This is a genomic window from Streptomyces sp. NPDC096013 (genome assembly GCF_044763565.1).
GTDB lineage: Bacteria > Actinomycetota > Actinomycetes > Streptomycetales > Streptomycetaceae > Streptomyces.
This window is the reverse complement of sequence record NZ_JBIWGK010000002.1, coordinates 154883-177789: the sequence shown is the minus strand read 5'-3', so window position 1 is coordinate 177789 and position 22907 is coordinate 154883. Positions and strand designations below refer to the sequence as shown.

At 70.4% G+C, this 22907-nt stretch carries 25 protein-coding genes; 13 read left to right on the top strand and 12 right to left on the bottom strand.

The window, feature by feature from the left end; genetic code table 11:
- Positions 1-61: 61 nt before the first annotated feature.
- From ACIRB1_RS08315 to ACIRB1_RS08305, 3 genes are all read left to right on the top strand, one after another.
- A complete protein-coding gene (locus tag ACIRB1_RS08315; RefSeq protein WP_329555118.1) occupies positions 62-478 on the top strand; it encodes a transglycosylase SLT domain-containing protein in 417 nt (138 codons plus the stop codon).
- Positions 479-748: 270 nt separating this feature from the next.
- Complete coding sequence (locus ACIRB1_RS08310; RefSeq protein ID WP_403465006.1) at positions 749-1441, top strand: YoaK family protein; 693 nt, start codon at positions 749-751, stop codon at positions 1439-1441.
- A gap of 67 nt (positions 1442-1508) precedes the next feature.
- Positions 1509-2093: a TerD family protein gene (locus ACIRB1_RS08305; RefSeq protein ID WP_352183431.1), complete on the top strand. Its 585-nt coding sequence runs from the start codon at positions 1509-1511 to the stop codon at positions 2091-2093.
- Positions 2094-2171: 78 nt separating this feature from the next.
- Here ACIRB1_RS08305 and ACIRB1_RS08300 read toward each other — a convergent pair whose 3' ends face one another.
- The gene (locus tag ACIRB1_RS08300) at positions 2172-3407 is read right to left on the bottom strand and encodes a cytochrome P450 (RefSeq protein WP_403465005.1); all 1236 of its coding nucleotides are present in this window, start codon (positions 3405-3407) and stop codon (positions 2172-2174) included.
- 225 nt (positions 3408-3632) lie between these two features.
- Here ACIRB1_RS08300 and ACIRB1_RS08295 point away from each other — a divergent pair, with 225 nt between their 5' ends.
- A complete protein-coding gene (locus tag ACIRB1_RS08295) occupies positions 3633-4802 on the top strand; it encodes a steroid 3-ketoacyl-CoA thiolase (protein ID WP_403465004.1) in 1170 nt (389 codons plus the stop codon).
- Here ACIRB1_RS08295 and ACIRB1_RS08290 read toward each other — a convergent pair.
- A complete protein-coding gene (locus ACIRB1_RS08290) occupies positions 4786-5685 on the bottom strand; it encodes a LysR family transcriptional regulator (RefSeq protein ID WP_403465002.1) in 900 nt (299 codons plus the stop codon). The two genes, ACIRB1_RS08295 and ACIRB1_RS08290, sit on opposite strands and share 17 nt — an antisense overlap.
- Before the next feature lie 139 nt (positions 5686-5824).
- Here ACIRB1_RS08290 and ACIRB1_RS08285 point away from each other — a divergent pair, with 139 nt between their 5' ends.
- Complete coding sequence (locus ACIRB1_RS08285; protein ID WP_403465001.1) at positions 5825-6718, top strand: SDR family oxidoreductase; 894 nt, start codon at positions 5825-5827, stop codon at positions 6716-6718.
- Here ACIRB1_RS08285 and ACIRB1_RS08280 read toward each other — a convergent pair.
- Positions 6702-6974 carry a DUF397 domain-containing protein gene (locus ACIRB1_RS08280; protein ID WP_352183426.1) on the bottom strand — a complete coding sequence of 91 codons (273 nt, stop codon included), beginning with the start codon at positions 6972-6974 and terminating at the stop codon, positions 6702-6704. The two genes, ACIRB1_RS08285 and ACIRB1_RS08280, sit on opposite strands and share 17 nt — an antisense overlap.
- Positions 6931-7848: a helix-turn-helix transcriptional regulator gene (locus tag ACIRB1_RS08275; protein ID WP_403465000.1), complete on the bottom strand. Its 918-nt coding sequence runs from the start codon at positions 7846-7848 to the stop codon at positions 6931-6933. The genes ACIRB1_RS08280 and ACIRB1_RS08275 overlap by 44 nt, the downstream gene beginning before the upstream one ends.
- A gap of 40 nt (positions 7849-7888) precedes the next feature.
- Between ACIRB1_RS08275 and ACIRB1_RS08270 the strand changes: the two genes are divergently transcribed.
- Positions 7889-8323 carry an ATP-binding protein gene (locus ACIRB1_RS08270; protein ID WP_403464999.1) on the top strand — a complete coding sequence of 145 codons (435 nt, stop codon included), beginning with the start codon at positions 7889-7891 and terminating at the stop codon, positions 8321-8323.
- A 36-nt stretch (positions 8324-8359) separates the two neighbouring features.
- On the opposite strand, the gene ACIRB1_RS08265 is transcribed toward ACIRB1_RS08270, so the two are convergent.
- A complete protein-coding gene (locus ACIRB1_RS08265) occupies positions 8360-8920 on the bottom strand; it encodes an SMI1/KNR4 family protein (protein ID WP_403464998.1) in 561 nt (186 codons plus the stop codon).
- Positions 8921-8964: 44 nt separating this feature from the next.
- Positions 8965-11019 carry a phosphatase PAP2 family protein gene (locus ACIRB1_RS08260; protein WP_403464997.1) on the bottom strand — a complete coding sequence of 685 codons (2055 nt, stop codon included), beginning with the start codon at positions 11017-11019 and terminating at the stop codon, positions 8965-8967.
- A 218-nt stretch (positions 11020-11237) separates the two neighbouring features.
- Between ACIRB1_RS08260 and ACIRB1_RS08255 the strand changes: the two genes are divergently transcribed.
- Together ACIRB1_RS08255 and ACIRB1_RS08250 are read left to right on the top strand one after the other, a co-directional pair.
- Positions 11238-12377, top strand: coding sequence for a DUF2330 domain-containing protein (locus ACIRB1_RS08255; RefSeq protein WP_403464996.1), 1140 nt, complete (start codon positions 11238-11240; stop codon positions 12375-12377).
- Between the two features lie 60 nt (positions 12378-12437).
- Positions 12438-13109, top strand: coding sequence for an O-methyltransferase (locus tag ACIRB1_RS08250; RefSeq protein ID WP_403464995.1), 672 nt, complete (start codon positions 12438-12440; stop codon positions 13107-13109).
- A gap of 1 nt (position 13110) precedes the next feature.
- Here ACIRB1_RS08250 and ACIRB1_RS08245 read toward each other — a convergent pair whose 3' ends face one another.
- Positions 13111-13503: a hypothetical protein gene (locus ACIRB1_RS08245; protein ID WP_403464994.1), complete on the bottom strand. Its 393-nt coding sequence runs from the start codon at positions 13501-13503 to the stop codon at positions 13111-13113.
- 81 nt (positions 13504-13584) lie between these two features.
- On the opposite strand from ACIRB1_RS08245, the gene ACIRB1_RS08240 reads away from it, so the two are divergent.
- Positions 13585-14001, top strand: coding sequence for a DUF1992 domain-containing protein (locus tag ACIRB1_RS08240; RefSeq protein ID WP_403464993.1), 417 nt, complete (start codon positions 13585-13587; stop codon positions 13999-14001).
- Between the two features lie 18 nt (positions 14002-14019).
- Here the strand turns inward: ACIRB1_RS08240 and ACIRB1_RS08235 are convergent, their stop codons facing one another.
- Both ACIRB1_RS08235 and ACIRB1_RS08230 read right to left on the bottom strand, forming a co-directional pair.
- Positions 14020-14832 (bottom strand): hypothetical protein, encoded by an 813-nt coding sequence (locus ACIRB1_RS08235; RefSeq protein ID WP_403464992.1) that lies wholly within the window; start codon positions 14830-14832, stop codon positions 14020-14022.
- Positions 14833-14837: 5 nt separating this feature from the next.
- Positions 14838-15476 carry a hypothetical protein gene (locus ACIRB1_RS08230; RefSeq protein ID WP_403464991.1) on the bottom strand — a complete coding sequence of 213 codons (639 nt, stop codon included), beginning with the start codon at positions 15474-15476 and terminating at the stop codon, positions 14838-14840.
- Positions 15477-15653: 177 nt separating this feature from the next.
- On the opposite strand from ACIRB1_RS08230, the gene ACIRB1_RS08225 reads away from it, so the two are divergent.
- Both ACIRB1_RS08225 and ACIRB1_RS08220 read left to right on the top strand, forming a co-directional pair.
- Positions 15654-16280 carry a dihydrofolate reductase family protein gene (locus tag ACIRB1_RS08225; RefSeq protein ID WP_403464990.1) on the top strand — a complete coding sequence of 209 codons (627 nt, stop codon included), beginning with the start codon at positions 15654-15656 and terminating at the stop codon, positions 16278-16280.
- Positions 16281-16290: 10 nt separating this feature from the next.
- Positions 16291-16782: a GNAT family N-acetyltransferase gene (locus ACIRB1_RS08220; RefSeq protein ID WP_403464989.1), complete on the top strand. Its 492-nt coding sequence runs from the start codon at positions 16291-16293 to the stop codon at positions 16780-16782.
- On the opposite strand, the gene ACIRB1_RS08215 is transcribed toward ACIRB1_RS08220, so the two are convergent.
- A complete protein-coding gene (locus tag ACIRB1_RS08215) occupies positions 16775-18856 on the bottom strand; it encodes an MFS transporter (RefSeq protein WP_352183413.1) in 2082 nt (693 codons plus the stop codon). The two genes, ACIRB1_RS08220 and ACIRB1_RS08215, sit on opposite strands and share 8 nt — an antisense overlap.
- Before the next feature lie 157 nt (positions 18857-19013).
- On the opposite strand from ACIRB1_RS08215, the gene ACIRB1_RS08210 reads away from it, so the two are divergent.
- A complete protein-coding gene (locus ACIRB1_RS08210; RefSeq protein ID WP_403464988.1) occupies positions 19014-20087 on the top strand; it encodes a peptidoglycan-binding protein in 1074 nt (357 codons plus the stop codon).
- 180 nt (positions 20088-20267) lie between these two features.
- Here ACIRB1_RS08210 and ACIRB1_RS08205 read toward each other — a convergent pair whose 3' ends face one another.
- Together ACIRB1_RS08205 and ACIRB1_RS08200 are read right to left on the bottom strand one after the other, a co-directional pair.
- Positions 20268-20927: an HAD family hydrolase gene (locus ACIRB1_RS08205; RefSeq protein ID WP_352183411.1), complete on the bottom strand. Its 660-nt coding sequence runs from the start codon at positions 20925-20927 to the stop codon at positions 20268-20270.
- A 259-nt stretch (positions 20928-21186) separates the two neighbouring features.
- Positions 21187-21768 (bottom strand): TMEM165/GDT1 family protein, encoded by a 582-nt coding sequence (locus ACIRB1_RS08200; protein ID WP_352183410.1) that lies wholly within the window; start codon positions 21766-21768, stop codon positions 21187-21189.
- Between the two features lie 397 nt (positions 21769-22165).
- Here ACIRB1_RS08200 and ACIRB1_RS08195 point away from each other — a divergent pair, with 397 nt between their 5' ends.
- Positions 22166-22810, top strand: a complete 645-nt coding sequence (locus ACIRB1_RS08195) for an HNH endonuclease family protein (RefSeq protein WP_403464987.1) — start codon at positions 22166-22168, stop codon at positions 22808-22810.
- The last annotated feature ends 97 nt before the right edge of the window (positions 22811-22907 follow it).

Genomic DNA, 22907 nt, shown 5'->3' with positions numbered 1-22907 from the left:
CGCGCACCGCGTGACACCGGCAGGCGTACGACACCTCTGTCCCCGAAGAAACAGGTTCTCCGTGTCCGTCTCCCGCATCGTCGCTCGCATCGCCTCCCCGAAGAAGGCCCTGACCGCCGCCGCTCTCGCCGCCGCCACCACCGGCATGGTGCTGACCTCGGCCCCCGCTCAGGCCGCGACGACGTCGTCCTCCTCCGCGCAGGCGATCGCGCACAAGATGATCCCGAGCGCCGCGCAGTACAACGCGTTCAGCAAGATCGTCGAGCACGAGAGCGGCTGGAACGTCACCGCCACGAACTCCTCCTCCGGCGCCTACGGCCTGGTCCAGGCCCTCCCGGGCTCGAAGATGTCCTCGGCCGGCTCCGACTGGAAGACCAACGCCGCCACGCAGATCAAGTGGGGCCTGGACTACATGAACTCCCGCTACGGCAGCCCGACGGCCGCCTGGAGCTTCTGGCAGTCCAACGGCTGGTACTGATCACCGGCCCCACACGCACCACAGAGCGGCGGGGGGGCGGGGGGCCCCGGGGGCCCCCCCCCCCCCGGGGGGGGGCGGCGCCCCCCCCCCCCCCCCCCCCCCCCCCCCCCCCCCCCCCCCCCCCCCCCCGCCCCGCCCCCCCCCCCCCCCCCGCCGCGGCGGCGGGTGTCTTGGTGGGTTGCTCCCGGGGGGTGGGGCCCCCCCCCCCCCCCCCCCCCCCCGGGGGGGGCCCCCCGGGGCCCCGGGGGCCCCCGCCGCTACATTGCGTTCATGGCCGAGAACACACCCTCCCCGTCCCACGACCGTGAAGCGCGCGGAGTGCGGCTGGTGGCCGTGCTGCTGGGGCTGACCGTGGTCAGCGGGCTCATCGACGCCGTCAGCTATCTGGGCCTCGGCCATGTCTTCGTCGCGAACATGACCGGCAATGTGGTGGTGCTGGGCTTCGCCGCCGCCGGGGCGCCCGGGTTCTCGGTGCTCCACAACCTCACCTCTCTCGGCGCCTTCCTCGTTGGCGTGGCGGCCGGTGGCCGGATCTCGGTCCGGATGGCCACCGGGTCGCGGCGCACCTGGGCCCGGGTGAGTCTCGGCGCGGAGGCGGTGCTGGTGGGGGTGGCGGCCGTCATCGCCTTCGCCGCACCGGGCGACCACGCCATCACCTACCCCCTCATCGCCCTCACCGCCTTCGCGATGGGGCTGCGCAACGCGGCGGTCCGCACGCTCAAGGTCGCCGACATCTCGACCACCACGGTCCTGACGTCGACCCTGACCGCACTGGTCGCCGACTCGGTCGCGGGCGACGGCTGGGGCCCCGGTTCGCTCCGCCGCGGTCTGGCCGTCGTGGGCATGATCGCGGGCGCGGTGCTCGGCGCCTGGCTCACGGTCCACCACGGCCTGCGCTACCCGCTCCTGATCGCGGCTCTGGCCGCCGGGGTGTTCGCTTTGACCGCATCCGGACGGGAGTAGCCCAAAGCCCGGTGAAGAAGGCAGAATTCGTGCGTCTGAGTCCCACGATCAAAAGGATCGATCACGCATGATCACGCTCACGAAGGAAGACGGTCCGGCGGATCTGGACGGAGTGACCCATCTGGAGATCGGGGCGTCCTGGGACCCCACCGTCGGCAGCAGCGGCGGCATCATCGGGAAGCTGCGCCAGAAGGCCGGTACGGACCTCGACCTGATCGCCATCGCGATGCAGGGCCAGGACCCGGTGCGGCTCGCGGGCCTCGATTCCGTGGACCCGCTGGGCAACGGCTCGCTGGTGCACAGCGGGGACAACCAGACCGGCAAGGGCGAGGGCGACGACGAGACCGTGACCGTCGACCTCGCGCGGATACCCGGCAACATCTCGTCGATCGTCTTCGTCGCCGCCGCCTACAAGAAGGGCAGCTCCTTCCGGAAGGCCCGCAACATCGCCTTCAAGGTCTACGACGCGACGGGCGGCAGCACCCAGCAGGTCGCCGAGATCTGGCCCAACCTGCTCAGCGACCACAACGGCTGCGCGGTCGCCAAGGCGATCCGTGAGGGCGCGAGCTGGAAGCTCCAGGTCATCAACGAGACCGGGAACATCAAGCAGGGCGACGAGCGGGAACTGATGAAGTTCGCCGTACGGAAGTAGCCGTACGCGCGGCTGCGCGCGGGTGCTTGAGACGGGCCGGCGGCGCCGGGATGCCGCCGGCCCGAGCTGTGCGCACGGTCAACCGGCGGTCACCTGAAGCTCCTTGACCCCGTTGATCCACGCGGAGCGCAGCCGGCGCGGGTCGCCGGTCAGGGTCAGGTTCGGCATCGCGTCCGCGATCGCGTTGAAGATCAGGTCGATCTCCAGGACCGCGAGGGACTTGCCGAGGCAGTAGTGCGGGCCTCCGCCGCCGAAGCCGAGGTGCGGGTTCGGGTCGCGCATGACGTCGAACCGGTCCGGGTTCTCGAAGACCTCGGGGTCGTGGTTGGCCGAGGCGTAGAAGATGCCGACCCGGTCGCCCTTCTTGATCAGCTTGCCGCCCAGCTCGGTGTCCTGGGTCGCCGTGCGCTGGAAGGCGTTGACCGGGGTCGCCCAGCGGACGATCTCCTCGGCGGCGGTCGAGGGGCGTTCCCGCTTGTACAGCTCCCACTGGTCGGGGTGGGTGAGGAACGCGTGCATGCCGTGGGTGATGGCGTTGCGGGTGGTCTCGTTCCCGGCCACCGAGAGCATCAGCACGAAGAAGCCGAACTCGTCGGAGTTCAGGTTGCCCTCGTCCTCGGCGGCGACCAGGGTGCTGACGATGTCGTGGGCCGGACACTGCTTGCGTTCGGCGGCCATCCCCATGGCGTAGGCGATGAGTTCGGCGGCGGACTCGGCGCCGACCTGCTCGGTGATGGCGTACTCGGGATCGTCGTACGCGATCATCTTGTTGGACCACTCGAAGATCTTGACGCGGTCGTCCTGCGGGATGCCGATGAGTTCGGCGATGGCCTGGAGGGGCAGTTCGCAGGCGACCTCGGTGACGAAGTCGAAGGGGCCGGGGTGGGCGCGAGCGCCCGCGACGATCGCGTGGGCGCGGGCGCGGAGGCGGTCCTCCAGGGCGCGGATCGCCCGCGGGGTGAAGCCGCGCTGGACGATCTGGCGGACCCGGGTGTGCTCGGGCGGGTCCATGTTGAGCAGGATGAGCCGCTGGACGTCGATCGACTCGCGCGTCATGTGCTCGCCGAAGCGGATGATCGCCGTGTTGAGGGTTGAGGAGAACAGCTCCGGGTGCGTGGAGACGTACCGGACGTCGGCGTGCCGGGTCACGGCCCAGTAGCCCTCGTCCTGGAACCCCGCGATGTTCAGGGGCTGTTGGATCCAGCGCACCGGCTCGGCCGCGCGCAGCTGGGCGAACTCCGGGAGCGGGACGCGGTGGTGGAGCAGGTCCGGGTCGGTGAGGTCGAACCCCTCGGGGAGAGCTGGACAGGGCATGGGTACTCCAGCCTGATTCTGACGGCCCATCAGGAATGTGTCGTGAAGGTAATAACGGGTTCTAGAACTCGCAAGGGGTACGGCGACCCGAATTCCCTGCACGCCCCTTGCGGTTGTGGACGGCCTGTCAGCAGACTGCACACAGAACTAGAACGCGTACTAGTTCTGCGTGGCGGGTGGCCGGGACGCCCGCGCCGCGCGGTGTACGAGGAGAGGACGTGTCCCATGGTCGCGGAACCCGTCATCGTGGAAGCCGTACGCACCCCCATCGGCAAGCGCGGCGGAGCGCTCGCCAACCTCCATCCCGCCTATCTCCTGGGCGAGACCTACCGTGAACTGCTGGGCCGCACCGGCATCCACGCCGACTGCGTCGAGCAGATCGTCGGCGGCACGGTGACCCACGCCGGCGAGCAGTCCATGAACCCCGCGCGCACGGCCTGGCTGACGATGGGCCTGCCGTACGAGACGGCGGCGACGACCGTCGACTGTCAGTGCGGCTCCTCGCAGCAGGCCTCGCACATGACGGCCAACATGATCGCCGCCGGTGTCATCGACGTCGGGATCAGCTGCGGCGTCGAGGCGATGTCGCGGGTGCCGCTCGGCTCGGGGTCGAAGCACGGGCCGGGAAAGCCGTTCCCGGACGAGTGGAACGTGGACCTGCCCAACCAGTTCGAGGCCGCCGAACGTATCGCCCGCAACCGGAAGTTGACCCGCGAGAACGTCGACTCGCTCGGTCTGATCTCGCAGGAGCGGGCGGCGATCGCCTGGTCCGAGGAGCGGTTCAAGAAGGAGACGTTCGCCGTCCAGGTGCCGACGACGGAGGACGAGCAGCGCGCGGGCCACGGCATGTGGCGGCTCGTCGACCGGGACGAGGGCCTGCGCGACACGTCCATGGACGCGCTGGCCCAGCTGAAGCCGGTGATGCCGACCGCCGTGCACACGGCGGGCAACTCCTCGCAGATCAGCGACGGCGCCTCGGCGATCATGTGGGCGTCGAAGCGGATGGCGCGGGCGCTGAAGCTCAGGCCGAGGGCGAGGATCGTGGCCCAGGCGCTGGTCGGGGCCGATCCGCACTACCACCTCGACGGGCCGATCGACGCGACACGGGCCGTGCTCGGCAAGGCGGGCATGACACTCAAGGACATCGACATCGTCGAGATCAACGAGGCGTTCGCGTCGGTGGTGTTGAGCTGGGCGCAGGTCTTCGGCCAGGACCTGGAGAAGGTCAACGTGAACGGCGGTGCGATCGCCCTCGGCCATCCGGTGGGCGCAACCGGCGCCCGCCTCATCACCACCGCGCTGCACGAACTGGAGCGCGCCGACAAGGAGTTCGCGCTGATCACGATGTGCGCGGGCGGGGCGCTGGCGACGGGCACGATCATCCAGCGTCTGTAGCAACCCAGTTGTCGGGGTGCAGGTGCTCCTCGGCGCAGACGCGGAAGGCCGCGAGGAGCGGTCGCCCCTCCTCGCCCGCGCGGACGGCCAGCACCACCGGGACCGGGGGCACGCCCTCGATCGGGACCGTCGTCAGATCGAGCCGCAGGCCCTTTCTGACGGCACCCGCCGGAACCATCGCGACCGCCTCGCCCGCCGCGATGGCCTCGAGCTTGTCCTCCAGCTCCCGGACGAACGGGCCGGCCGGCGCGGGGCGGCCGTCCGGGCGAGGGTCCACGCGCCAGAACGCGTTGAACTCCTCGTCCGGGAAACGGGGTACGGGCTCGTCGGCGATGTCGTCGATGCTGACGCACTCCTTGCCGGCCAGCCGGTGGCCGACCGGCATCAGCAGCATCCGGGGCTCCTCGCAGAGGACGCTGACGCTCAACCCCTCGGTGTCGAAGGGGAGTCGGCCCACGACCACGTCGACCCGGTGCTCCAGCAGGGCGGACGGCAGCTCGCCCCAGCCGAGGAAGCGGCTGTGCACGTCGGCCTCCGGATGACGGGCGCGCAGGGCACGCACCGCCGGGGTGATGATGAGTCCGTTCATGAACCCGATGACGACCCGGCTGGGCCGCCCGGCCGCCCGCGCCACGGCGGTCGCCTCCTCCGCCGACCGCAGCAGTTCATGGGCCCGGGGCAGGAACGCCCGCCCCGCTTCGGTGAGTTGCGTGCCCTGCGCGGTCCTGTCGAAGAGCCGCACCCCCAACTCCCCCTCAAGCCGCCGCACATGACGGCTCAGCGAAGGCTGCGCGAGGTGGAGCACGGCCGCCGCCCGGCCGAAGTGCAGTTCCTCGGCGACGACGGTGAAGCAGCGCACCAGGCGCAGGTCCAGGTCGGTCATCCTTCGACTGTACGACGGTGCGAGCTGCGTCGATACCGGAAATGAATCACGTCTTCCGGAGTCCGTCTTGGACGGGCGGGGTGCGGTGGGCGCACGCTGGAGGCACACCACTTCCTGACCCACCTGGGGTGATTTCGTCATGCGTGTCTTCGTCACCGGAGCGACCGGATTCGTCGGCAGCGCGGTCGTCCGCGAACTACTCGCCAACGGCCACGACGTGCTGGGCCTGGCCCGTTCCGACGCGTCGGCCGATCGGCTCGCGGCGACCGGGGCGGAGGTGCACCGGGGTTCGCTGGAGGACCTCGACGCCCTCCGCGCGGGCGCGGCGGCGTCCGACGGTGTGATCCACACCGGTTTCATCCACGACTTCTCGAAATACGCCGCCTGCGTCGCGATCGACCTGAGCGTGGTGAAGGCCCTCACCGAGACCCTCGCGGGCTCGGACCGTCCCCTCGTCATCAGCTCGGTCATGAGCCACGGCCGGACCGAGGACGACGTCCCCGACCCCGCCGACCGCCCCGACCTGCTCCGCCTCCCGGCCGAGGTGACCACCCTGACGGCGGCGGCGCGGGGCGTCCGTTCGTCGGTGATACGGCTGCCGCAGGTGCACGGGGAGGGCGATCACGCCTTCGTCCCCGGCGTGATCGACATCGCCCGCGCCAAGGGCGTCTCCGCGTACCCCGGCGACGGCACGAACGGCTGGGCCGCCGTGCACCGCGAGGACGCGGCGGTGCTGTTCCGGCTGGCCCTGGAGAACGCCCCCGCGGGCACGGTGCTGCACGCGGTGGACGACGAGGGCGTACCCGTACGGGAGATCGCCGAGGTCATCGGCAGGCGGCTGGACCTACCGGTGAAGAGCGTGCCGGTCGAGGAGGCCGGGGCCCACTTCGGCTGGCTGGGCCACTTCTACTCCTCCGACCTGGTCGGCACGAGCGTCCTGACCCGGGAGCGGTTCGGCTGGACACCGAGCCGGATCGGTCTCCTGGAGGACCTCGACCACGACTACTACTTCGAGGTCAACCAGCCGTCGTAGCGGACCAGTTGACGAAGGTCGTGAACGCGGCGGGGCCGAGGGTGAGGATCGGTCCCGCCGGGGTCTTGGAGTCGCGGATGGCGAGGGTGGGGGTGGTGGGGCAGGGGAGTTCGGCGACCTCTATGCAGTTGCCGCCCTGGTCGCTGCTGTACGAGGACTTCCGCCAGGCGAGCGGGCCGAGGGGCGCACACTCGACACAGTTGCCTCCCTGGTCACCGCTGTAGCTCGACTTCCGCCACTGAGTCACCGTCGGCATCGCGTTGTTCCCCATAACGTTCCTCCATCACGCGCCGGATCAGCGCCGCCGAGTCCCGAATGGAGAGGGCGGCAGCCTGGAGATGATCGTAACGGAGCGAACAGTCCTTGACGGTGTCCGGGTTGGCGGTCGGATGCCCGCTGCCGTAGCTCTCGGTGTAGACGATGGGCGGGTCGCTCGGGAAGCGATAGAGGTCGAACGAGCCTTGCAAACCCGCGTGGGCTCCGGCCGAGTGCGGCAGGATCTGAATGTTGATCCGAGGATTGTCCTCATAGGTCAACAGGCGGGCCAGTTGATCGCTCATCGTCTTCCGGCCGCCGATTTCCAGATACAGCGCGGCCTCACTCAGGATCGCCCAGAAGACCGGCGGGTTCTCCTTCTCGAAGATGCGCTGCCGAGCCATGCGAACGGCGGTCCTGTCGTCCAGGTTGCTCTGGTCCAGCGTGCCGAGCACAGCGCAGGCGTATTCCTGAGTCTGGAGGAGACCGGGGATCATCTGAGCCTCGAAGGAACAGATATCGACGGCCCGCGCCTGTAGTTCAGCAACTTGCTGGAACCACGCGGGCAGTTGACTGCGCAGCACGAGATCGAGCAACCGGGTCAGCAACCCACCGGTATTGAGGGCCGCGTCGACCGCCCTGCTGAATTCCAGCGTCGGGAACTTCTTCGCCGTCTCGATCTGGCCGATCAAGGATCCGGTGTAGTTGATGATGACGCCTAGTTGGCGCTGGGTGAGACCGGCCGCCTCTCGGTAACGGCGGAGTTCGTAGCCGTAGTAGTCCAGCGCCGAAGCCCCCGGGTCGAGGGTGGTGATGTGCACGCTAAGCCCCCTGTTCAGCCGACGTTTGTCCACCCGCGAACGGGTTGTATTCATACCGTTGCCGAGGGTAGCCGCGAAGCATCAGCCTCGTTATGTGAACGAACCGATTCCCCCCGCCGTGCTGGCCTTTCCCCACCGCCAGCAGTACGTCATGCACATCACCGTGGGCGAACACTCGGCCCGGCACATCCGCCGTATCGTCCGCTCGTTCCTGCTGGAGTGGGGCATGCCGGAGCTGGCCGACGCCGTCGAGCTCGCTGTCACGGAGCTGATCGCCAATGTCGTACGGCACGTTCCGGACCGGCGCTGCGGACTGTTCCTGCTGCGCCAACCGACCGGCGTACGCGTCGAGGTGAGCGACAGCTCCTGCCAACTCCCGGACCTGCACCCGGAGTTCGACGCGGAGTCGGAGAACGGGCGCGGGCTGGTACTGCTGGACGCGGTGACGGACAAGTGGGGGGTCACCCGGACGGCCGGCGGCGGAAAGGCCGTGTGGTTCGAGTGTTCGCGAACTGCGGTGGTCAGCTGAGGAGTTCGGACCGCGTGTCGCCATTCGCCCAGCCGCCTAGGCAGCGGGCCACTCCAGCATGCGTCCTTCATGGACAGCGGGACGGCGCCCCAGCCTGGGCAGGGGAGACATGTCCTCGACCGAGTCGCACAGGTCGTGAAGCATCACACGCGCATTCGGCCACAGCCAGCGGTACTCAGGGGAGCCAAAGGAGATTTCCCCTATCTCTCCGTGGCGGTCGCTCCGGTGGTCGATGAACAGCAGATCGCCGGTGAGGCCTTGCGCGAAGGGCACCCACCGCTCATGCGCGATGGACCCGACCACCTCTTCCTCGTAGCCCTCTTCCGCGGCTTCCCGCGACATCGCGGCCAGGTTCTGCTGCCACTCCAGAATCCCGTCCGTGGTGAGCGGGCTGTAACCGAGGAGGAAGGCGCCGGCCTGCGTACTCGACCGACGCGGGGCAACACCGTTGTGCTTCGAGAGCAACAACCTGAGATCGCCGGCCAGCGAGAACCCGACCTCGCCTTCCAGGTGAGACATCTCCGCGCTGGTGGCACCCGGAAGAAGCGCCTGATGATCCTCAGGCGCATTGTGGATGAGCCACGACTCCCATCTCATCCACAGTTCTTCGAGTTGATGCCCCGCTTCAGGTGCCGGGGCACTCATCCGGGCACCGCTGATGCCTTTTCCAACTCCGGCTTCTTCTGGGCCGGTTGAGTCAGTGATCTGGCCCGCGGTCCCTGGAAGACGTACGACAGCCCGAAGCCCGCCGTCACCACCGCCGCGCCGCCCACCGCGTCCAGGACCCAGTGGTTGCCCGTCGCGACGATCGCGGTGACGGTGAAGAACGGGTGCAGGAGGCCGAGCGCCTTCATCCACCACTTGGGGGCCAGGGCGAAGATGACGACGCCGCACCACAGGGACCAGCCGAAGTGCAGGGACGGCATCGCCGCGTACTGGTTGGTGAGGGCGGTGAGGGTGCCGTAGTCCGGCTTGGAGAAGTCCTGGACGCCGTGGACCGTGTCGATGATGCCGAGGCCGGGGAGCAGGCGCGGCGGGGCCAACGGGTAGAGCCAGAAGCCGATCAGGGCCAGGAGCGTGGCGAAGCCGAGGGAGGAGCGGGCCCAGCGGTAGTCGACCGGGCGGCGCCAGTAGAGGACCGCCATCACCGTCAGCGGGACCACGAAGTGGAAGGACTCGTAGTAGAAGTTGAAGAAGTCCTTGAGGAAGTCGACCTTCACGACCCAGTGGTTGACCGCGTGCTCGATGTCGATGTGCAGGAAGCGTTCGATGGAGAGGATCTGGTGGCCGTGGTGTTCCGCCGTGGCCCGGCCGCCCGAGTTGGTGCCGCCGGTCGCCGCGAGGCGGACCTGCTGGTAGGCCGCGTACGTGACGCGGATCAGGAGGAGTTCGAGGAGGAGGTTCGGGCGGGTCAGGACGCGGCGCAGGAACGGCAGCAGCGGGACGTGCTTCCAGCGCGCCGGGACCGGCTCGGCGTACTCCGTGGGGATCGGCCGGCGGTAGTACTCCGACGTGCGGGACAGGAACGGGACCGCCGTCGCGGCGGCGAGGGCCGCGAGCAGGACGACGTTGTCCCGGATCGGGTACATCGCCGGCATGTTCGGCAGCATCATTTTCGCGGGCAGGGTGACCACGAGGATCACCGCGACCGGCCACACGAACCGGTCCGAGGCCCGCTTGCCGACCCGGCCGACCACCGCGAGCAGCACCCACAGCAGCTGGTGCTGCCAGGTCGTCGGCGACACGGCGATCGCCGCGCAGCCCGTGATCGCGACCGCGAGCAGCAGCTGCCCGTCGCGCGCGTACCGCACGGCCCGGCGCAGGCCCAGGTAGGTGACGGCCGCGCCCAGCGCGAGGAACACGCCGATCTCCAGCGGGCCGGTGAGTCCGAGCCGCAGCAGCGCGCCGTGCAGCGACTGGTTGCCGAGGCCGTCGGCCGCGCCACCGAGGCCGGCGCCCGCCATGTGGTGCACCCAATACGTGTACGAGTCGTGCGGCATCGCGGCCCACGCGACCGCCACGCTCGCGGCGAACGTGCCCGCGGAGGTGACGGCGGCCCGGCGGCGGCCGGTGAACCACAGCAGCGGCGCGAACAGCAACACCGTGGGCTGGAGCCCGGCGGCGAGCCCGATCAGCACCCCGCTGGCCCGCTCACCGCGCACGGTGAAGCAGCCGAGCAGCACGAGCAGGACCGGGATGACGCTGGTCTGGCCGAGCCACAGCGTGTTGCGCACCGGCAGCGACAGCATGAGCAGGCTGATCGCGACGGGCGCGGCGAGCAGCGAGGCACGGCGGGTGACGGGCGGCGGCAGGGCGCGCGAGACGACCAGGCCGAGCGCGACGACCAGCAGCAGCGTGCCGAAGGTCCAGCCCCAGCCGAGGGCCTGCTCGGCTGCCCTGGTGAGCGGTTTGAGGACGAGCCCGGCGAAGGGGGTGCCGGTGAACTGCGTCGAGTCGTACAGCGAGCCCTTCACATGCAGCACGCCGTTCGGCCCGACCCAGGTCTCCAGGTCGGTCAGCCGTTCCCCTTGCGGGGTGCTGAGGACGACGGCCACCTGCCGTACGGCGAGGACCGTGGCGACCAGCCACAGGCCCAGGCGCGCCACGCGCAGCCGTGCCCTGGCCGTCCCGGCGGCCGTCGCCCCGAACGCTCCTGCGGCTCCCGCCGGTCGCCCGCTGTGCTCCACGTTCGCCACGCCTCGTAGGCCTCCCGCCCCGTCGTCCCACGCGTGTGCCGCGTGGATGTCCCTCTGCGAACCCTATGAGGTTCGCACCCCCTGCGGGAGAGACGCAGGCAACCCCCCCTTCACCTGACGGCCGCTCTCCTTTTGTCCGGATGACGATAGTGGGCGTGAGGTTGCCTGGGCACGGGAAACAACTGCGCGCTTCCGACCGGCCCCGCTAGCTTGTCGACATGATCGGTTTACCGCGGGGCCGGGCCCCGGCACGCGCACTGGCCGTCGTACTGGCGTTGTTCGCCCTGCAACTCGGCTCCCTGGTGGCACCGGCCTGGGCGTGCGGCTGCGGCGCCCTGGTGCCGGGCGGCGCGCAGCGGGTGGCGGTGGGGCGCGAGACATCCGTGGTGCGCTGGGACGGGCGCCAGGAACAGATCGTGATGCGGCTCACTGTCTCCGGTGACGCACGGCGGGCCGCCTGGATCATGCCGGTCCCGCACCGGGCGACGGTCACGCTCGCCGACCCGGCGCTCTTCGACGCGCTGAACACGCTCACCGCGCCCGCGCACCGCGTCCGTCACCACTTCTGGCCCCAGGACGGCGACTGGCCGCTCGTCTCCGGCGGTGCGGGCGGCGGCGCCCCGCCCGGCGCCGTCACGGCCCCCGGAGTCGGTGTGATCGGCCGTGAGCGCCTCGGCCCCTTCGACGTGGCCCGGCTGACCGCCACCGACCCGGACGCGCTCGGTGACTGGTTGCACACGAACGGGTTCGTCCTGCCGTCCCGCCTTGACCAGGCCCTCCAGCCGTACGTCGACCAGCGCTGGGAGTACGTCGCGGTCCGCCTCGCCCCCGCGGCAGCCGGCACCCCGCTCCAGGGCGCCCTCGACCCGCTGCACCTCACCTTCGCCGCCGAGTCCCCCGTCTACCCGATGCGCCTCTCCCGGCTGGCCCGCACCCCGCAGTCCCTCGGCCTGTTCATCCTCGCCGCGCACCGCATGGAACCCGGCGGCACCATCGGCGGCGAACCGCCCCGGGTCGCCTACGCGGGCCGCGTCCCCACCACCTCCGGCCCGCTGTCCGCCCTCGCCAGGGGCACCCCGTTCCTCACCGCCGTCAACCAGGAGTTCCCCGACCCGGCCCGCATCACCGGCGACCACCTGCTGCGCCGCACGGCGACCGACACCCCGTTCCACCAGGTCATCTACGAGGACCGGTTGACGAGGATCGCGGGCGTCCCGGCCTGGCTGCTGACGATCGCCGGAAGCCTCGCGGTGCTCCTCACGGCCACCGTCCTGTTCCTCGTACGACGCTCCCGGCGGCCGGAGATCCCGCCGCCACCGGCGTTTCCACCGCCTCCGACGCACCCGCCGGGTAGTTGACTTGGGTGGCCGACGCGGGTGCTCGGCCCACGTCACCGGACGCACGAAAGGCACCAGCACATGAGTGAGACACAGCTGTGGGACGACGTCGACGACTACTTCATCGGCCAACTCGCCCCGGAGGATGAGGTGTTGACGGCGGCCCTGCGTGACAGCGAGGCCGCCGGGCTGCCGGAGATCGCCGTGAGCGCCGCCGAGGGCAAGCTGCTCCACCTGCTGGCCCAGATCCAGGGCGCCACCCGCGTCCTGGAGATCGGCACCCTCGGCGGCTACAGCACGATCTGGCTGGCCCGCGCACTGCCCGCCGACGGCCGCGTGGTCACCCTGGAGTACAGCGCGCGGCACGCCGAGGTCGCCACCCGCAACATCGCCCGCGCGGGCCTCGACAAGATCGTCGAGGTGCGGGTGGGCCCGGCCCTGGAGTCGCTGCCCGTCCTCGTCGACGAACACCAGGACCCCTTCGACCTGGTCTTCATCGACGCCGACAAGAGCAACAACCCGCACTACGTCGAGTGGGCCCTCAAGCTCACCCGCCCCGGCAGCCTGATCATCGTCGACAACGTCGTGCGCGGCGGCCGGGTCGCCGACCCGGACAACGCCTCGCCGGACGTCCAGGGCACGCGCACCGCGATCGAGCTGATCGGCTCGCACGCGCGTCTCTCGGGCACCGCGATCCAGACGGTGGGCCGGAAGGGATACGACGGCTTCGCGCTGGCGCGCGTGCTGCCCTAGCTCAACTCCCGTGATAGAAGCCGACGTTGACGCTGCGCGGCCCGGTGCGGTCCTGGATGACGATCTCGCCGCTGCCGCCCCGGGGCAACGGCACGCTTCCGCCGTAGCCGACCGTCTGGGCGTACTCCCCGACGATCAGGCGTACTTCGGAGGACGGGTCGGGCTGGGAGCCGCGCAGCCAGCTCACCTGCCACACCCCCTCGGGTCCGCACAGGAACTCCAGATGGACCCGCGAGATGAACAGCCAGTCGTCCGGTGTCACCAGCCGGCACACCGACTCGTCCCGGCCCACCCGCAGCACCGCGCCCGGGTCACTGGGCGCGTCGGCCATCAGCATGCCGGCGGTCGCGCCCTCGTCCGTCCCGGAGACCGAGGCCATGGTGAGTTCGAGCACGTGCGCTCCCCTTGAAGTGTCCTTACAGCAGCGGGCGCATGATAAATCGCCCGGTGCCGCCGCGTCCGGCACAATGAAGTCATGACCGAGCGAAAGCCACCGGGTGTGTCCTTCGAGTCCTGGGTCGACAAGCAGATCCGGGATGCGGAGCAGGCCGGAGAGTTCGCCCATCTGCCGGGCGCGGGCAAGCCGTTGCCGTCCGGCGCCGACACGACGTACGACGAACTGTGGTGGATCAAGCAGAAGATGGCCCGCGAGGGCATCTCCGTGCTGCCGCCCACGCTGGCACTGCGCAAAGAGGCCGAGGACGCCCTTGCTGCGGCGTACTCGGCCTCTTCGGAGCGGATCGCCCGGCGGATCATCACCGAAGTGAACGTGAAGATCCGCGAGATGATGTTCAAGCCGCCGCCCGGACCCCCGCTCGGGATGAAGCCGTACGACGTCGAAGAGGTCGCGCGGGAGTGGCGGGAGCGCCGGGCGGCTGACGGACAGGGCTGAATGGACAGCCCAGGCCGGTCACAGGTGGAGGAGCCGCTCCGTCAGTTCGCGGTAGTCCCGCAGGGCCAGGCGGAGTTGCTCGGTGTCGTCCGCGCCGTCCGAGCCCTTGGACTCCCAGGAGCCGTGCAGGGTGGCGCGGCGCTTGGTGACGGCCTCGGTGAAGCGGGCGGCGACCTCTTCCAGCACGTGGTCGGCCTCCTCGACGGCGGACCGGGGCTCGTCCACGAACCCGGTGACCGCGTGCTGGAGCCGCAGGCTGAACTTGTCGCTCTCGTCGTGCGGCAGCAGGCTGCCGTTCTCGGCGTCCTGGGGGACGCGGCGTCCGTTGCCGGAGCCGACCGCGGGGGCCGGTTCGGGGGCGTGGACGGACGGGGTGGACTGCTCGGTGCGGTCACCGCGCTCGGTGCGGGTCGACTGGGCAGTGCGCTCGCCGCGCGTCTCCGTCGGGTCGCCCTCGCGCGGGGACGGAATCGCCCGGTCGGACGTCGAGGCCGGCGAGGCGGTGCGGTCCGAGCGGTCGGTGCGGTCCGAGCGGTCCGAGCCGAGGGGGGTCGCCCTCTCCTTGTCGGAGCCGGTGCCCCGCAGCGCGGACTTGTCGTCGGCGGTCCTGTCACCGGACTTGGTGTCGAAGGGCTTGGTGCCGGTCGTGCCGGTGCCGGTGGTTCCCGTGCCGGTGGTTCCCGTGCCGGTGGTGCCGGTGGCGGACTCGCGCGAGGCCTTGTCGGCGTCCCGCTGTCCGGTGGTCCTGTCGGCGCTCGCGTCGGTTGCCCTGCGCTCGTTCTCCTTGCGCTCGGTGTTCGAGTCGCCGGTCGGCCGTATCGCATCGGACATGTAGCTCAACTCCCCTTCAGTGCCTGCTTGTTGAATGCGCCGAACGAATGGCGACCGCCGCCTCCGTGGCCACTGCCGTCGCGGTTGCCGTCGTTCATCAGGTCGTCGAAGAGGGCGCGGGCTTCGAGCATGGCCTCACGCATCTCCTCGGTCCCGGCCTGGCTCTCCGGTGTGCCGTTCGCACGCGTGGTGACGACGCGGTGGACGCGCCGGTAGCCGTGGACGTGGTCCGCGTGGTGCACGGAGAGCGCGTCGAACTGCTTCTCGTACTCCTGGACGTCGGGGAAGCCCCGGGCTCCGGCGACCTGGCCGAGCAGCTGGTCGACCTCGGACATGGCCTCGCGGGGCGAATCGACGAACCGCTCCTGGGCGGCGGCCCAGCGTGCCTGGTACTGCTCACGGGCCGCGGGCTCCAGCGGCTTCTCCTGCAACGAACCGTGCTCCTGGACGCGCGCGCCGAGCTCCTGCTCGGCGGCCTTCGCGTCGCCGTTGTGCCGGGCAACGGTCCGGTCGTACTCCGGTCCGAAGCGGCGCTTCAAGCCCGAGCCGCCGGTCGCGCCTCGGGCACGCAGCGCCAGGGCGGCCGCGGCAGCGACCACGCCGACCACGATCACGATCAAAACGATGATCACGCCTGTGGACATGAGTGCCTTCCGGGTTCTCGCCCAACCGGCTCTCGTAGCCGGTCGGTTCCCCTACCGGGTTGCCGTAAAGACCCCCTTCAAACGACGGCCACACCTCCGGGGAATTCATGGCGCCGGTGTGTCGATTCCGTCCCGCCCCGTTCGACGCAGGGGTGAGAAACCATCGAGGAGGTTGTCATGAGTGACGTCATCGCACGGCTGGCCATGTCGCTGGACGGGTACATCGCGGGCCCGGAGTCGGGGCGGGAGCATCCGCTGGGCATCGGCGGGGAGCGGCTGCACTCCTGGGTGTTCGGGCTGCGGAGCTTCCGCCGGATGCAGGGCATGGAGGGCGGCACGGAGGGCCCCGACGACACCCTGCTCGCCGAGTGGACGGAACGGCCCGGCGCGGTGGTCATGGGGCACGGCATGTTCATCACCGGGGAGGTCCCGTGGGGCGACGAACCGCCGTTCCACACACCGGTGTTCGTCGTGACGCACCACGCACGCGAGTCGGTGGTGAAGAAGGGCGGCACGACCTACCACTTCGTCACCGAGGGCCCCGCCCGCGCGCTGGAGCTGGCCCGCGAGGCGGCCGGCGACAAGGACATCTCGCTGGCCGGGGGCGCCGACCTGGCCCAGCAGTTCATCCGCGCGGGATGGTTGGACGAACTCCTGCTGCATGTCGTGCCGGTCCTCGCGTGCGGCGGACGGCGCCTGTTCGACCACCTCGGCGACGCGCACATCGAGTGGCACAAGACCCAGGTCCTCGACTCCCCCGAGGTCACCCATATTCGCTTGCGCCGCATCCCCACCGCCTCGTGACAATGCCCGTATGACCTGGACGATCACCCCGGAGCCCGTCGACTCCCCGGCCGCCGCCGCACTCTGGCGGGCCTACTACACGGAGGTCAGCGACCGCTGGTACCTCCTGCACGAGCGGCGGCGGACGGACCCGGAGGAACTGGAACGCGAGATCGCCGCCCACACCGGCTCCGAACTCGCCCCGCCCGACGGGCTGTTGCTCGTCGCCCGGTACGACGGGGAGGCGGCCGGGAATGCGGGGGTGCGGCTCCTCGGGGGCGGCGTCGCCGAGTTGACGAGGGTCTTCGTGTACGAGGGGATGCGCGGCCGGGGCGGCGCGCCGAGGCTGGTGAAGGCCGCCGAGGACGCCGCCCGCGAGCTGGGCGCCGAGGTGATGATCCTCGACACCCGCACCGACCTGGTGGAGGCACGCGCGCTGTACGCACGGCTCGGCTACCAGGAGACGGAGCGGCACAACGACGACCCGTACGCGGAGCACTGGTTCCGGAAGAGCCTCAACTGAGCGCCGTGGACGCCCCGTCGTGCGGCTGTTCGCGGTCCGAGCCGCACAGCTCCCCGTTCAGCTCCTTCACCAGCTGGATGAGGTCCGTGGGCCGGTCAGGACCCCACCAGTCGCCCAGGGTCTCGGCGAGAGATTCCTCACGGGCCAGGGACAGCTTCTCGGCCACTTCCCGGCCCTGGTCGGTGAGCCGGAGGTCGAGGCCCTCGCGTACGGCCAGCCTGCGCTCCTCGACCTGGCGGACGGCGGCGAGGATCACTGGCAGCGGCACGGTGCTGCGTTCGGCGAGGACACCCGGCTCCGCCCAGCCGTCCCGCTTGATGCGCAGCAGCAGCCAACTCGCCGCCGGCTGAAGGTCGTAGCCCGCCTTGGTGGTGATGGTCCGGTAGATCTCGCGGCGGCCCTCCCGGGTGCCGAGCACGGACAGCGCGCGGCACACCTCGTCGTAGGAGGAGCGCTGGACCGGGTTGCTCGCGAGGGTCTCGCTGACGTCGGGTGCCGTGACCGAGCCGCGCAGCTTGTCCTCCTTGAGGAACCACGCCAGGACGAAGCCGACGAGGGCGACGGGGGCCGCGTAGAGGAAGACGTCGGTGATGGACGAGGCGTATGCGTGCAGGGCCTCCGGGCGTACGGCGGGCGGGAGTTGGGAGATTCCGCGCGGGTCCGACTCCAGCCCGTCCGGGGTGACGCCGGGCGGGAGGGAGGTGCCCTTGAGGGCGTCGGTGAGTTTGTCGCCGAGACGGCTCGCGAAGACCGTGCCGAAGATGGCGACGCCGAAGGAGGCCCCGATGGAGCGGAAGAAGGTCGCGCCCGAGGTGGCGACGCCGAGGTCCTCGTACGAGACGGCGTTCTGCACGATCAGCACCAACACCTGCATGACCAGGCCGAGTCCGAGCCCGAAGACGAAGAAGTACGCGCTCATCTCGGCGGTGGAACTGCCCTCGTCGAGTTGGTGGAGCAGCAGCAGGCCGAGCGCGGTGACGCCGGTGCCCGCGATGGGGAACACCTTCCAGCGGCCGGTGCGGCTGACGATCTGGCCGGACGTGGTGGACGAGATCAGCATGCCGAACACCATCGGCAGCATGTGCACACCGGACATGGTCGGGGAGATGCCCTGCACGACCTGGAGGAACGTCGGCAGATAGGTCATCGCGCCGAACATCGCGAAGCCGACGATGAAGCTGATGACGGCGGCGAGCGTGAAGGTGCGGACGCGGAACAGCTTGAGCGGCAGGACGGGTTCGGCGGCCCGGCGCTCCACGACGACGAACGCCACGATCAGCACGACGCCGAGCACCGCGAGCCCGATGATCTGCGGCGAGCCCCAGCCCCAGGTCGTACCGCCGAGCGAGGCGACCAGGACCAGGCAGGTGGCGACGGCGGCGATGAGGAAGGTGCCGAGGTAGTCGATGACGTGCCGGGTCGACCTGCGCGGGATGTGCAGCGCGGTCGCGATGACGGCGAGGGCGACGACACCGACGGGGAGGTTGATGTAGAAGACCCAGCGCCAGCTCAGATGCTCGGTGAACAGCCCGCCGAGAAGCGGCCCGAGGACACTCGTCGCACCGAACACGGCCCCGAACAGGCCCTGGTAGCGCCCGCGTTCACGGGGTGCGACCACATCGCCGACGATCGCCATCGACAACACGATCAGCCCGCCGCCGCCGAGACCCTGCAAGGCCCGGAAGGCGATCAGCTGGGGCATGTTCTGCGCCGCGCCGCACAGTGCGGACCCGACGAGGAAGATCAGGATCGCGATCTGGTAGAGCCGCTTCCGTCCGTACTGGTCGCCGAGTTTGCCCCACAGCGGGGTCGCGGCGGTCGACGCGAGCAGATACGCGGTGACGACCCACGACAGGTGTTCCAGTCCGCCGAGGTCGCTGACGATCGTCGGCAGCGCGGTCGACACGATGGTCTGGTCGAGGGCGGCGAGGAGCAGCCCGAGGAGCAGCGCCCCGATCGAGACGAGGACGTTGCCCGACACGTGTTCCTGGGCGGAACTGCCCCGTCGCGGGGGCCCCTCCGGTGGCTGCGCGTGGTGCACATTCCCCGTCATACCGTGCGCATCGCCGGCCATGAAGACCTCCTGCGGCTCTCGTTACACATCCATGGTGATCGGTATGGCCGGTTACGGCCTGTTGAGTCCGATGGGAAGCCGTCGTTCCGGGGGTCCGAGGAGACGGGGTGAAGGAGATCCGCATAACCTCTGGAGATCCACGGGGAGGGACGAACACGTGAACGAGGCGAAGGGCCACATATGCCCGCGGTGCGGCGCACCCCGGGCAGCCGACGGCTCCCCGTCGTGCACCTGCACCCAGCAGGCGGCCGACGCGCTCCGCGACACGCGCACGGCGGAGGCGGCAGCGGCGGAGGACTTCGACCCGCTGCGGATCAGGCCGTATGTGGAGCTGGACGGGGAGGCGAAGGGACCGGGGCCCACGGCGGGCTCGGGGACATCGGGGGCACCAGAGGGCGCGGCCGGTGCGGCCGAGACCCAGCGACTGCCCGCCGTCGAGGAGACGATGCCGCTGCGCGCGGTGCCGCCGGCGCCCGCCCCTCAGGGGGAGACCTCGGTCCTGCCCACCCTGCGGGCCCCCTCGGACACGACCCCGAACGCCACCGACCTGAGCCTGTTCGAGGACGGCGAGGACGGCGGAGGCCGCGAGGGGACCCCGGGTGCGTCCACGGGTGAGGGCGACCGGAACCCGACGCGTCGCCGCCGTACCGCGCTGCTCGCCATGGCGGGAGCGGCCGTGGCGGTGACAGCGGTGGCCGGCTTCGCCGGCGGCCTGTTCTCGTACGAGCCCCCGTCCCGGGACGACGCGGCCCCGCAGGACGTACGGGCGAGCGTCCCGGCCGAGTCGGAGAGCGCGGCCTCGGCGACACCGACCACGAGCGGCTCCCCGTCCGCCGGGCCGACGACGGCGTCCCCGACCCCGTCACTCGGCGAGACTCCGTCACCGACGGCGTCCTCGACCCCCTCGGCCACACCCTCCACGTCCGCGAAGCCGAGCCGCACCCCGACCCCCACGGCCACCGCCTCCACCGCGTCGGCCACCAACCACCAGAGCAGCAGCACGCCCGCCCCGGTCCTGCAACGCGGCGACGAGGGCCCCGAGGTGACCGAACTCCAGCTCCGCCTCACCCAGTTGAGGCTCTACACCGGCCCCGAGAACGGCATCTTCGACAAACAGGTCCAGTCCTCGGTCCGCACCTACCAACTGGCCCGAGGCATCACATCCGACACGCCAGGCGTCTACGGCCAGACAACCCGCACAAAACTGGAGTCGGAAACCTCCCAGCCGTAACGCGACACAGGTGGGGGTCAGGGGATCCAAGCCTCACCCGCAGGCCAACCCCCAAGGGGCCACCCCCTAAAGGGGCGCGGGGAACTGCGCGCCCAGCCCCCACGGCGCGGCACCCACAAAACAACCCAAGCCCCCCAACCGCCGTACCACTCACCCCGGGTCACCCCAAGTCACCGCACGTCACCCCACGTGCAGCCGAATCCCCCCACCCGCAACCCCCTCAACCCGCACCTCACGCAAATCCCGCACCACGACATCCGCCCGATGGAACCCGGCCTGCGGCCCAACCCCCACCACCCGCATCCCCGCGGAGCGCCCCGCCGCGATCCCCGCCCCCGAGTCCTCGAACACCACACAGTCCGCGGGCGCGACGCCCAGCTCGGCCGCGCCCTTCAGGAACCCCTCAGGGTCCGGCTTGCTCGCGCCGACGGACTCGGCGGTGACCCGAACCTCGGGAAGTTCCAGCCCGGCCGCCCCCATCCGCGCCGTGGAGAGGGCGACATCCGCCGAGGTGACGAGCGCGTGCGGCAGCCCCCGCAGCGAGGCGAGGAACTCCACCGCACCGGGAACGGGGACGACGCCCTCGACGTCGGCGGTCTCCTCGGCGAGCATGCGCGCGTTCTCCGCGTAGTTCTGCTCCATGGGCCGGTTCGGCAGCAGCAGCGCCATCGACGCGTACCCCTGCCGCCCGTGCACGACCTTCATGACCTCGTCCGCGTTCAGCCCGTGCCGGTCGGCCCAGTTCCGCCAGATCCGCTCGACCACGGCATGCGAGTCGACGAGGGTGCCGTCCATGTCCAGCAGCAGGGCACGGGCGGTGAGCACGGTGGTGGCCGTCATCGGCAGGCTCCAAGGAACGAACGGGAGGGGGCGCGGCGGATGACCCCCGGAGGGACAAGGCGGCCCCGTCCGCCGGTCAGGGAAAACGGACGGGAGCCACTTTGTTTCTCTACGGTACAAAACCGGACCGGCATCGCGCCACCACCCCCCGGAACAGTTCACTCACCGTTCAGCTCACCCCGCCGAACGAGAGCCCCCGCCACCCGGCGCCCCGCACCCCCGGCACCAGGCGCCCCGCACCCCCGTCACGCCACCCCCGTCACCCGGCGACGGCCTCCCACAGACTCCACGCCCCCAGCGCCAGCATCAGCACCGCCGCGATCTGCGTGATCAGCTTCAGCGGCACCCGCTTCATCAGCGCCTTTCCGCCCACGATGCCCAGCCCCGCGACCGCCCACAGCGCCAGCACCGCGCCGAGACCGACCGAGAACGGGTCGTCGTAACGGGCCGCGAGGTTGGCCGTCATGATCTGGGTCAGGTCACCGAACTCGGCGACCAGGATGAGCATGAATCCGGCGCCGGACACCTTCCAGAAGGACTGGTCCTTCGGCGCGCGGACCTCCTCCTCGTCGTCGCCCCTCTTGAAGAGCAGCACCGCGGCCCCGGCCAGGAAGAGCACACCGGTCACCGCGGCCACCAACTGCTGCGGCAGCAGCGTCAGTACGCTGCCCGCGGCCACCGCCAGCACGACATGGAGAAGGAACGCGGCGGCGACGCCGGCGAAGACGTACGAGGCGCGGTAACGGGTGCCGAGGACGAGTCCGGCGAGCGCGGTCTTGTCGGGGAGTTCGGCGAGAAAGACGACGCCGAAAACGAGCGCCGTCACGCTGATGCTGATCAAAATTCCTCAATCGGTCGGAGTCGCCGCCCCGCCGAGAGAATCGTCGCTGTCCGCGGACACCTCGGCACGGCAGCGCACGCGAAAAACGACTAGTGCACTGCTTACCGAAGGTCTCGCTGGCCAGCCCGTCCACCTGCGGACGAACCTGCCTCCGGGCGCCGGCTCAGAACGAGCTGAGCAGTATGTCGACGGTCCGGCGAAGAGCTACTCCCCTTCTGCGCCGTCCACTGTACGCGAGATCCGGGCCGCCCCGCCCGTGAGGAAAGTCTCGCCGCACCCCTTGTTGTGACATGAACACGTCACTAACTTCTTACCGAACACACACCTTCCGGCAACACGGCACGGCGAGCATTCCCTCGCTCGCACTCCAACACCCCCACACCACAAGGGAGTTCGTATGCCGAAGTTCTACGCGCGTCGACGGCTAAGCATACTCGCGGCGTTCACCGGACTCATAGCCTCCGTCGCCCTGTTCAACAGCCCGACCGCCTCCGCCGCCCTCCCCACGCCCGTCAGCGCGGCCGCCGCCCGTACCTACCTCGCCTCCCTCACCGTGGCGACCGAGGTCAGGACCGGCTACGTGCGCGACCTGTTCCCGACCTGGGACACCATCAGCGGCACCTGCAACACCCGTGAGTGGATCCTCAAGCGCGACGGCACGAACGTCGTCACCAACTCCGCCTGCACCGCGACCAGCGGCAGCTGGTACTCCCCCTACGACGGCGCCACCTGGACCGCCGCCTCCGACGTGGACATCGACCACCTCGTGCCGCTGGCCGAGGCCTGGGACTCCGGCGCCCGCAACTGGACCACCGCCCAGCGCGAGTCCTTCGCCAACGACGTGACCCGCCCGCAGCTCCTCGCGGTCACCGACAACGTCAACCAGTCCAAGGGCGACCAGGACCCGGCCACCTGGATGCCGTCGCTGACCTCGTACCGCTGCACGTACGTCCGTGCCTGGGTGCAGGTGAAGTACTACTACGACCTGTCGGTCGACTCCGCCGAGAAGACCGCGCTGACGAACTACCTCTCCGGTTGCTGATCGCCGCCAACCGGTGATCTGCGGAACCTGGCCACTGACCTCCGTCGTTCCGTACCGTACGGGGCGACGGAGGAGGGCGGGCCGAAGGGGCGAGGCC

Coding starts and splice junctions, on each gene's coding strand:
- ACIRB1_RS08300 (WP_403465005.1), bottom strand. CDS start 3,407: ATGCCCTGTCCAGCTCTCCCCGAGGGGTTCGACCTCACCGACCCGGAC.
- ACIRB1_RS08250 (WP_403464995.1), top strand. CDS start 12,438: ATGAGTGAGACACAGCTGTGGGACGACGTCGACGACTACTTCATCGGC.
- ACIRB1_RS08310 (WP_403465006.1), top strand. CDS start 749: ATGGCCGAGAACACACCCTCCCCGTCCCACGACCGTGAAGCGCGCGGA.
- ACIRB1_RS08295 (WP_403465004.1), top strand. CDS start 3,633: ATGGTCGCGGAACCCGTCATCGTGGAAGCCGTACGCACCCCCATCGGC.
- ACIRB1_RS08215 (WP_352183413.1), bottom strand. CDS start 18,856: ATGGCCGGCGATGCGCACGGTATGACGGGGAATGTGCACCACGCGCAG.
- ACIRB1_RS08275 (WP_403465000.1), bottom strand. CDS start 7,848: ATGAATACAACCCGTTCGCGGGTGGACAAACGTCGGCTGAACAGGGGG.
- ACIRB1_RS08230 (WP_403464991.1), bottom strand. CDS start 15,476: ATGTCCACAGGCGTGATCATCGTTTTGATCGTGATCGTGGTCGGCGTG.
- ACIRB1_RS08280 (WP_352183426.1), bottom strand. CDS start 6,974: ATGCCGACGGTGACTCAGTGGCGGAAGTCGAGCTACAGCGGTGACCAG.
- ACIRB1_RS08195 (WP_403464987.1), top strand. CDS start 22,166: ATGCCGAAGTTCTACGCGCGTCGACGGCTAAGCATACTCGCGGCGTTC.
- ACIRB1_RS08265 (WP_403464998.1), bottom strand. CDS start 8,920: ATGAGATGGGAGTCGTGGCTCATCCACAATGCGCCTGAGGATCATCAG.
- ACIRB1_RS08305 (WP_352183431.1), top strand. CDS start 1,509: ATGATCACGCTCACGAAGGAAGACGGTCCGGCGGATCTGGACGGAGTG.
- ACIRB1_RS08290 (WP_403465002.1), bottom strand. CDS start 5,685: ATGACCGACCTGGACCTGCGCCTGGTGCGCTGCTTCACCGTCGTCGCC.
- ACIRB1_RS08220 (WP_403464989.1), top strand. CDS start 16,291: ATGACCTGGACGATCACCCCGGAGCCCGTCGACTCCCCGGCCGCCGCC.
- ACIRB1_RS08235 (WP_403464992.1), bottom strand. CDS start 14,832: ATGTCCGATGCGATACGGCCGACCGGCGACTCGAACACCGAGCGCAAG.
- ACIRB1_RS08225 (WP_403464990.1), top strand. CDS start 15,654: ATGAGTGACGTCATCGCACGGCTGGCCATGTCGCTGGACGGGTACATC.
- ACIRB1_RS08205 (WP_352183411.1), bottom strand. CDS start 20,927: ATGACGGCCACCACCGTGCTCACCGCCCGTGCCCTGCTGCTGGACATG.
- ACIRB1_RS08240 (WP_403464993.1), top strand. CDS start 13,585: ATGACCGAGCGAAAGCCACCGGGTGTGTCCTTCGAGTCCTGGGTCGAC.
- ACIRB1_RS08255 (WP_403464996.1), top strand. CDS start 11,238: ATGATCGGTTTACCGCGGGGCCGGGCCCCGGCACGCGCACTGGCCGTC.
- ACIRB1_RS08285 (WP_403465001.1), top strand. CDS start 5,825: ATGCGTGTCTTCGTCACCGGAGCGACCGGATTCGTCGGCAGCGCGGTC.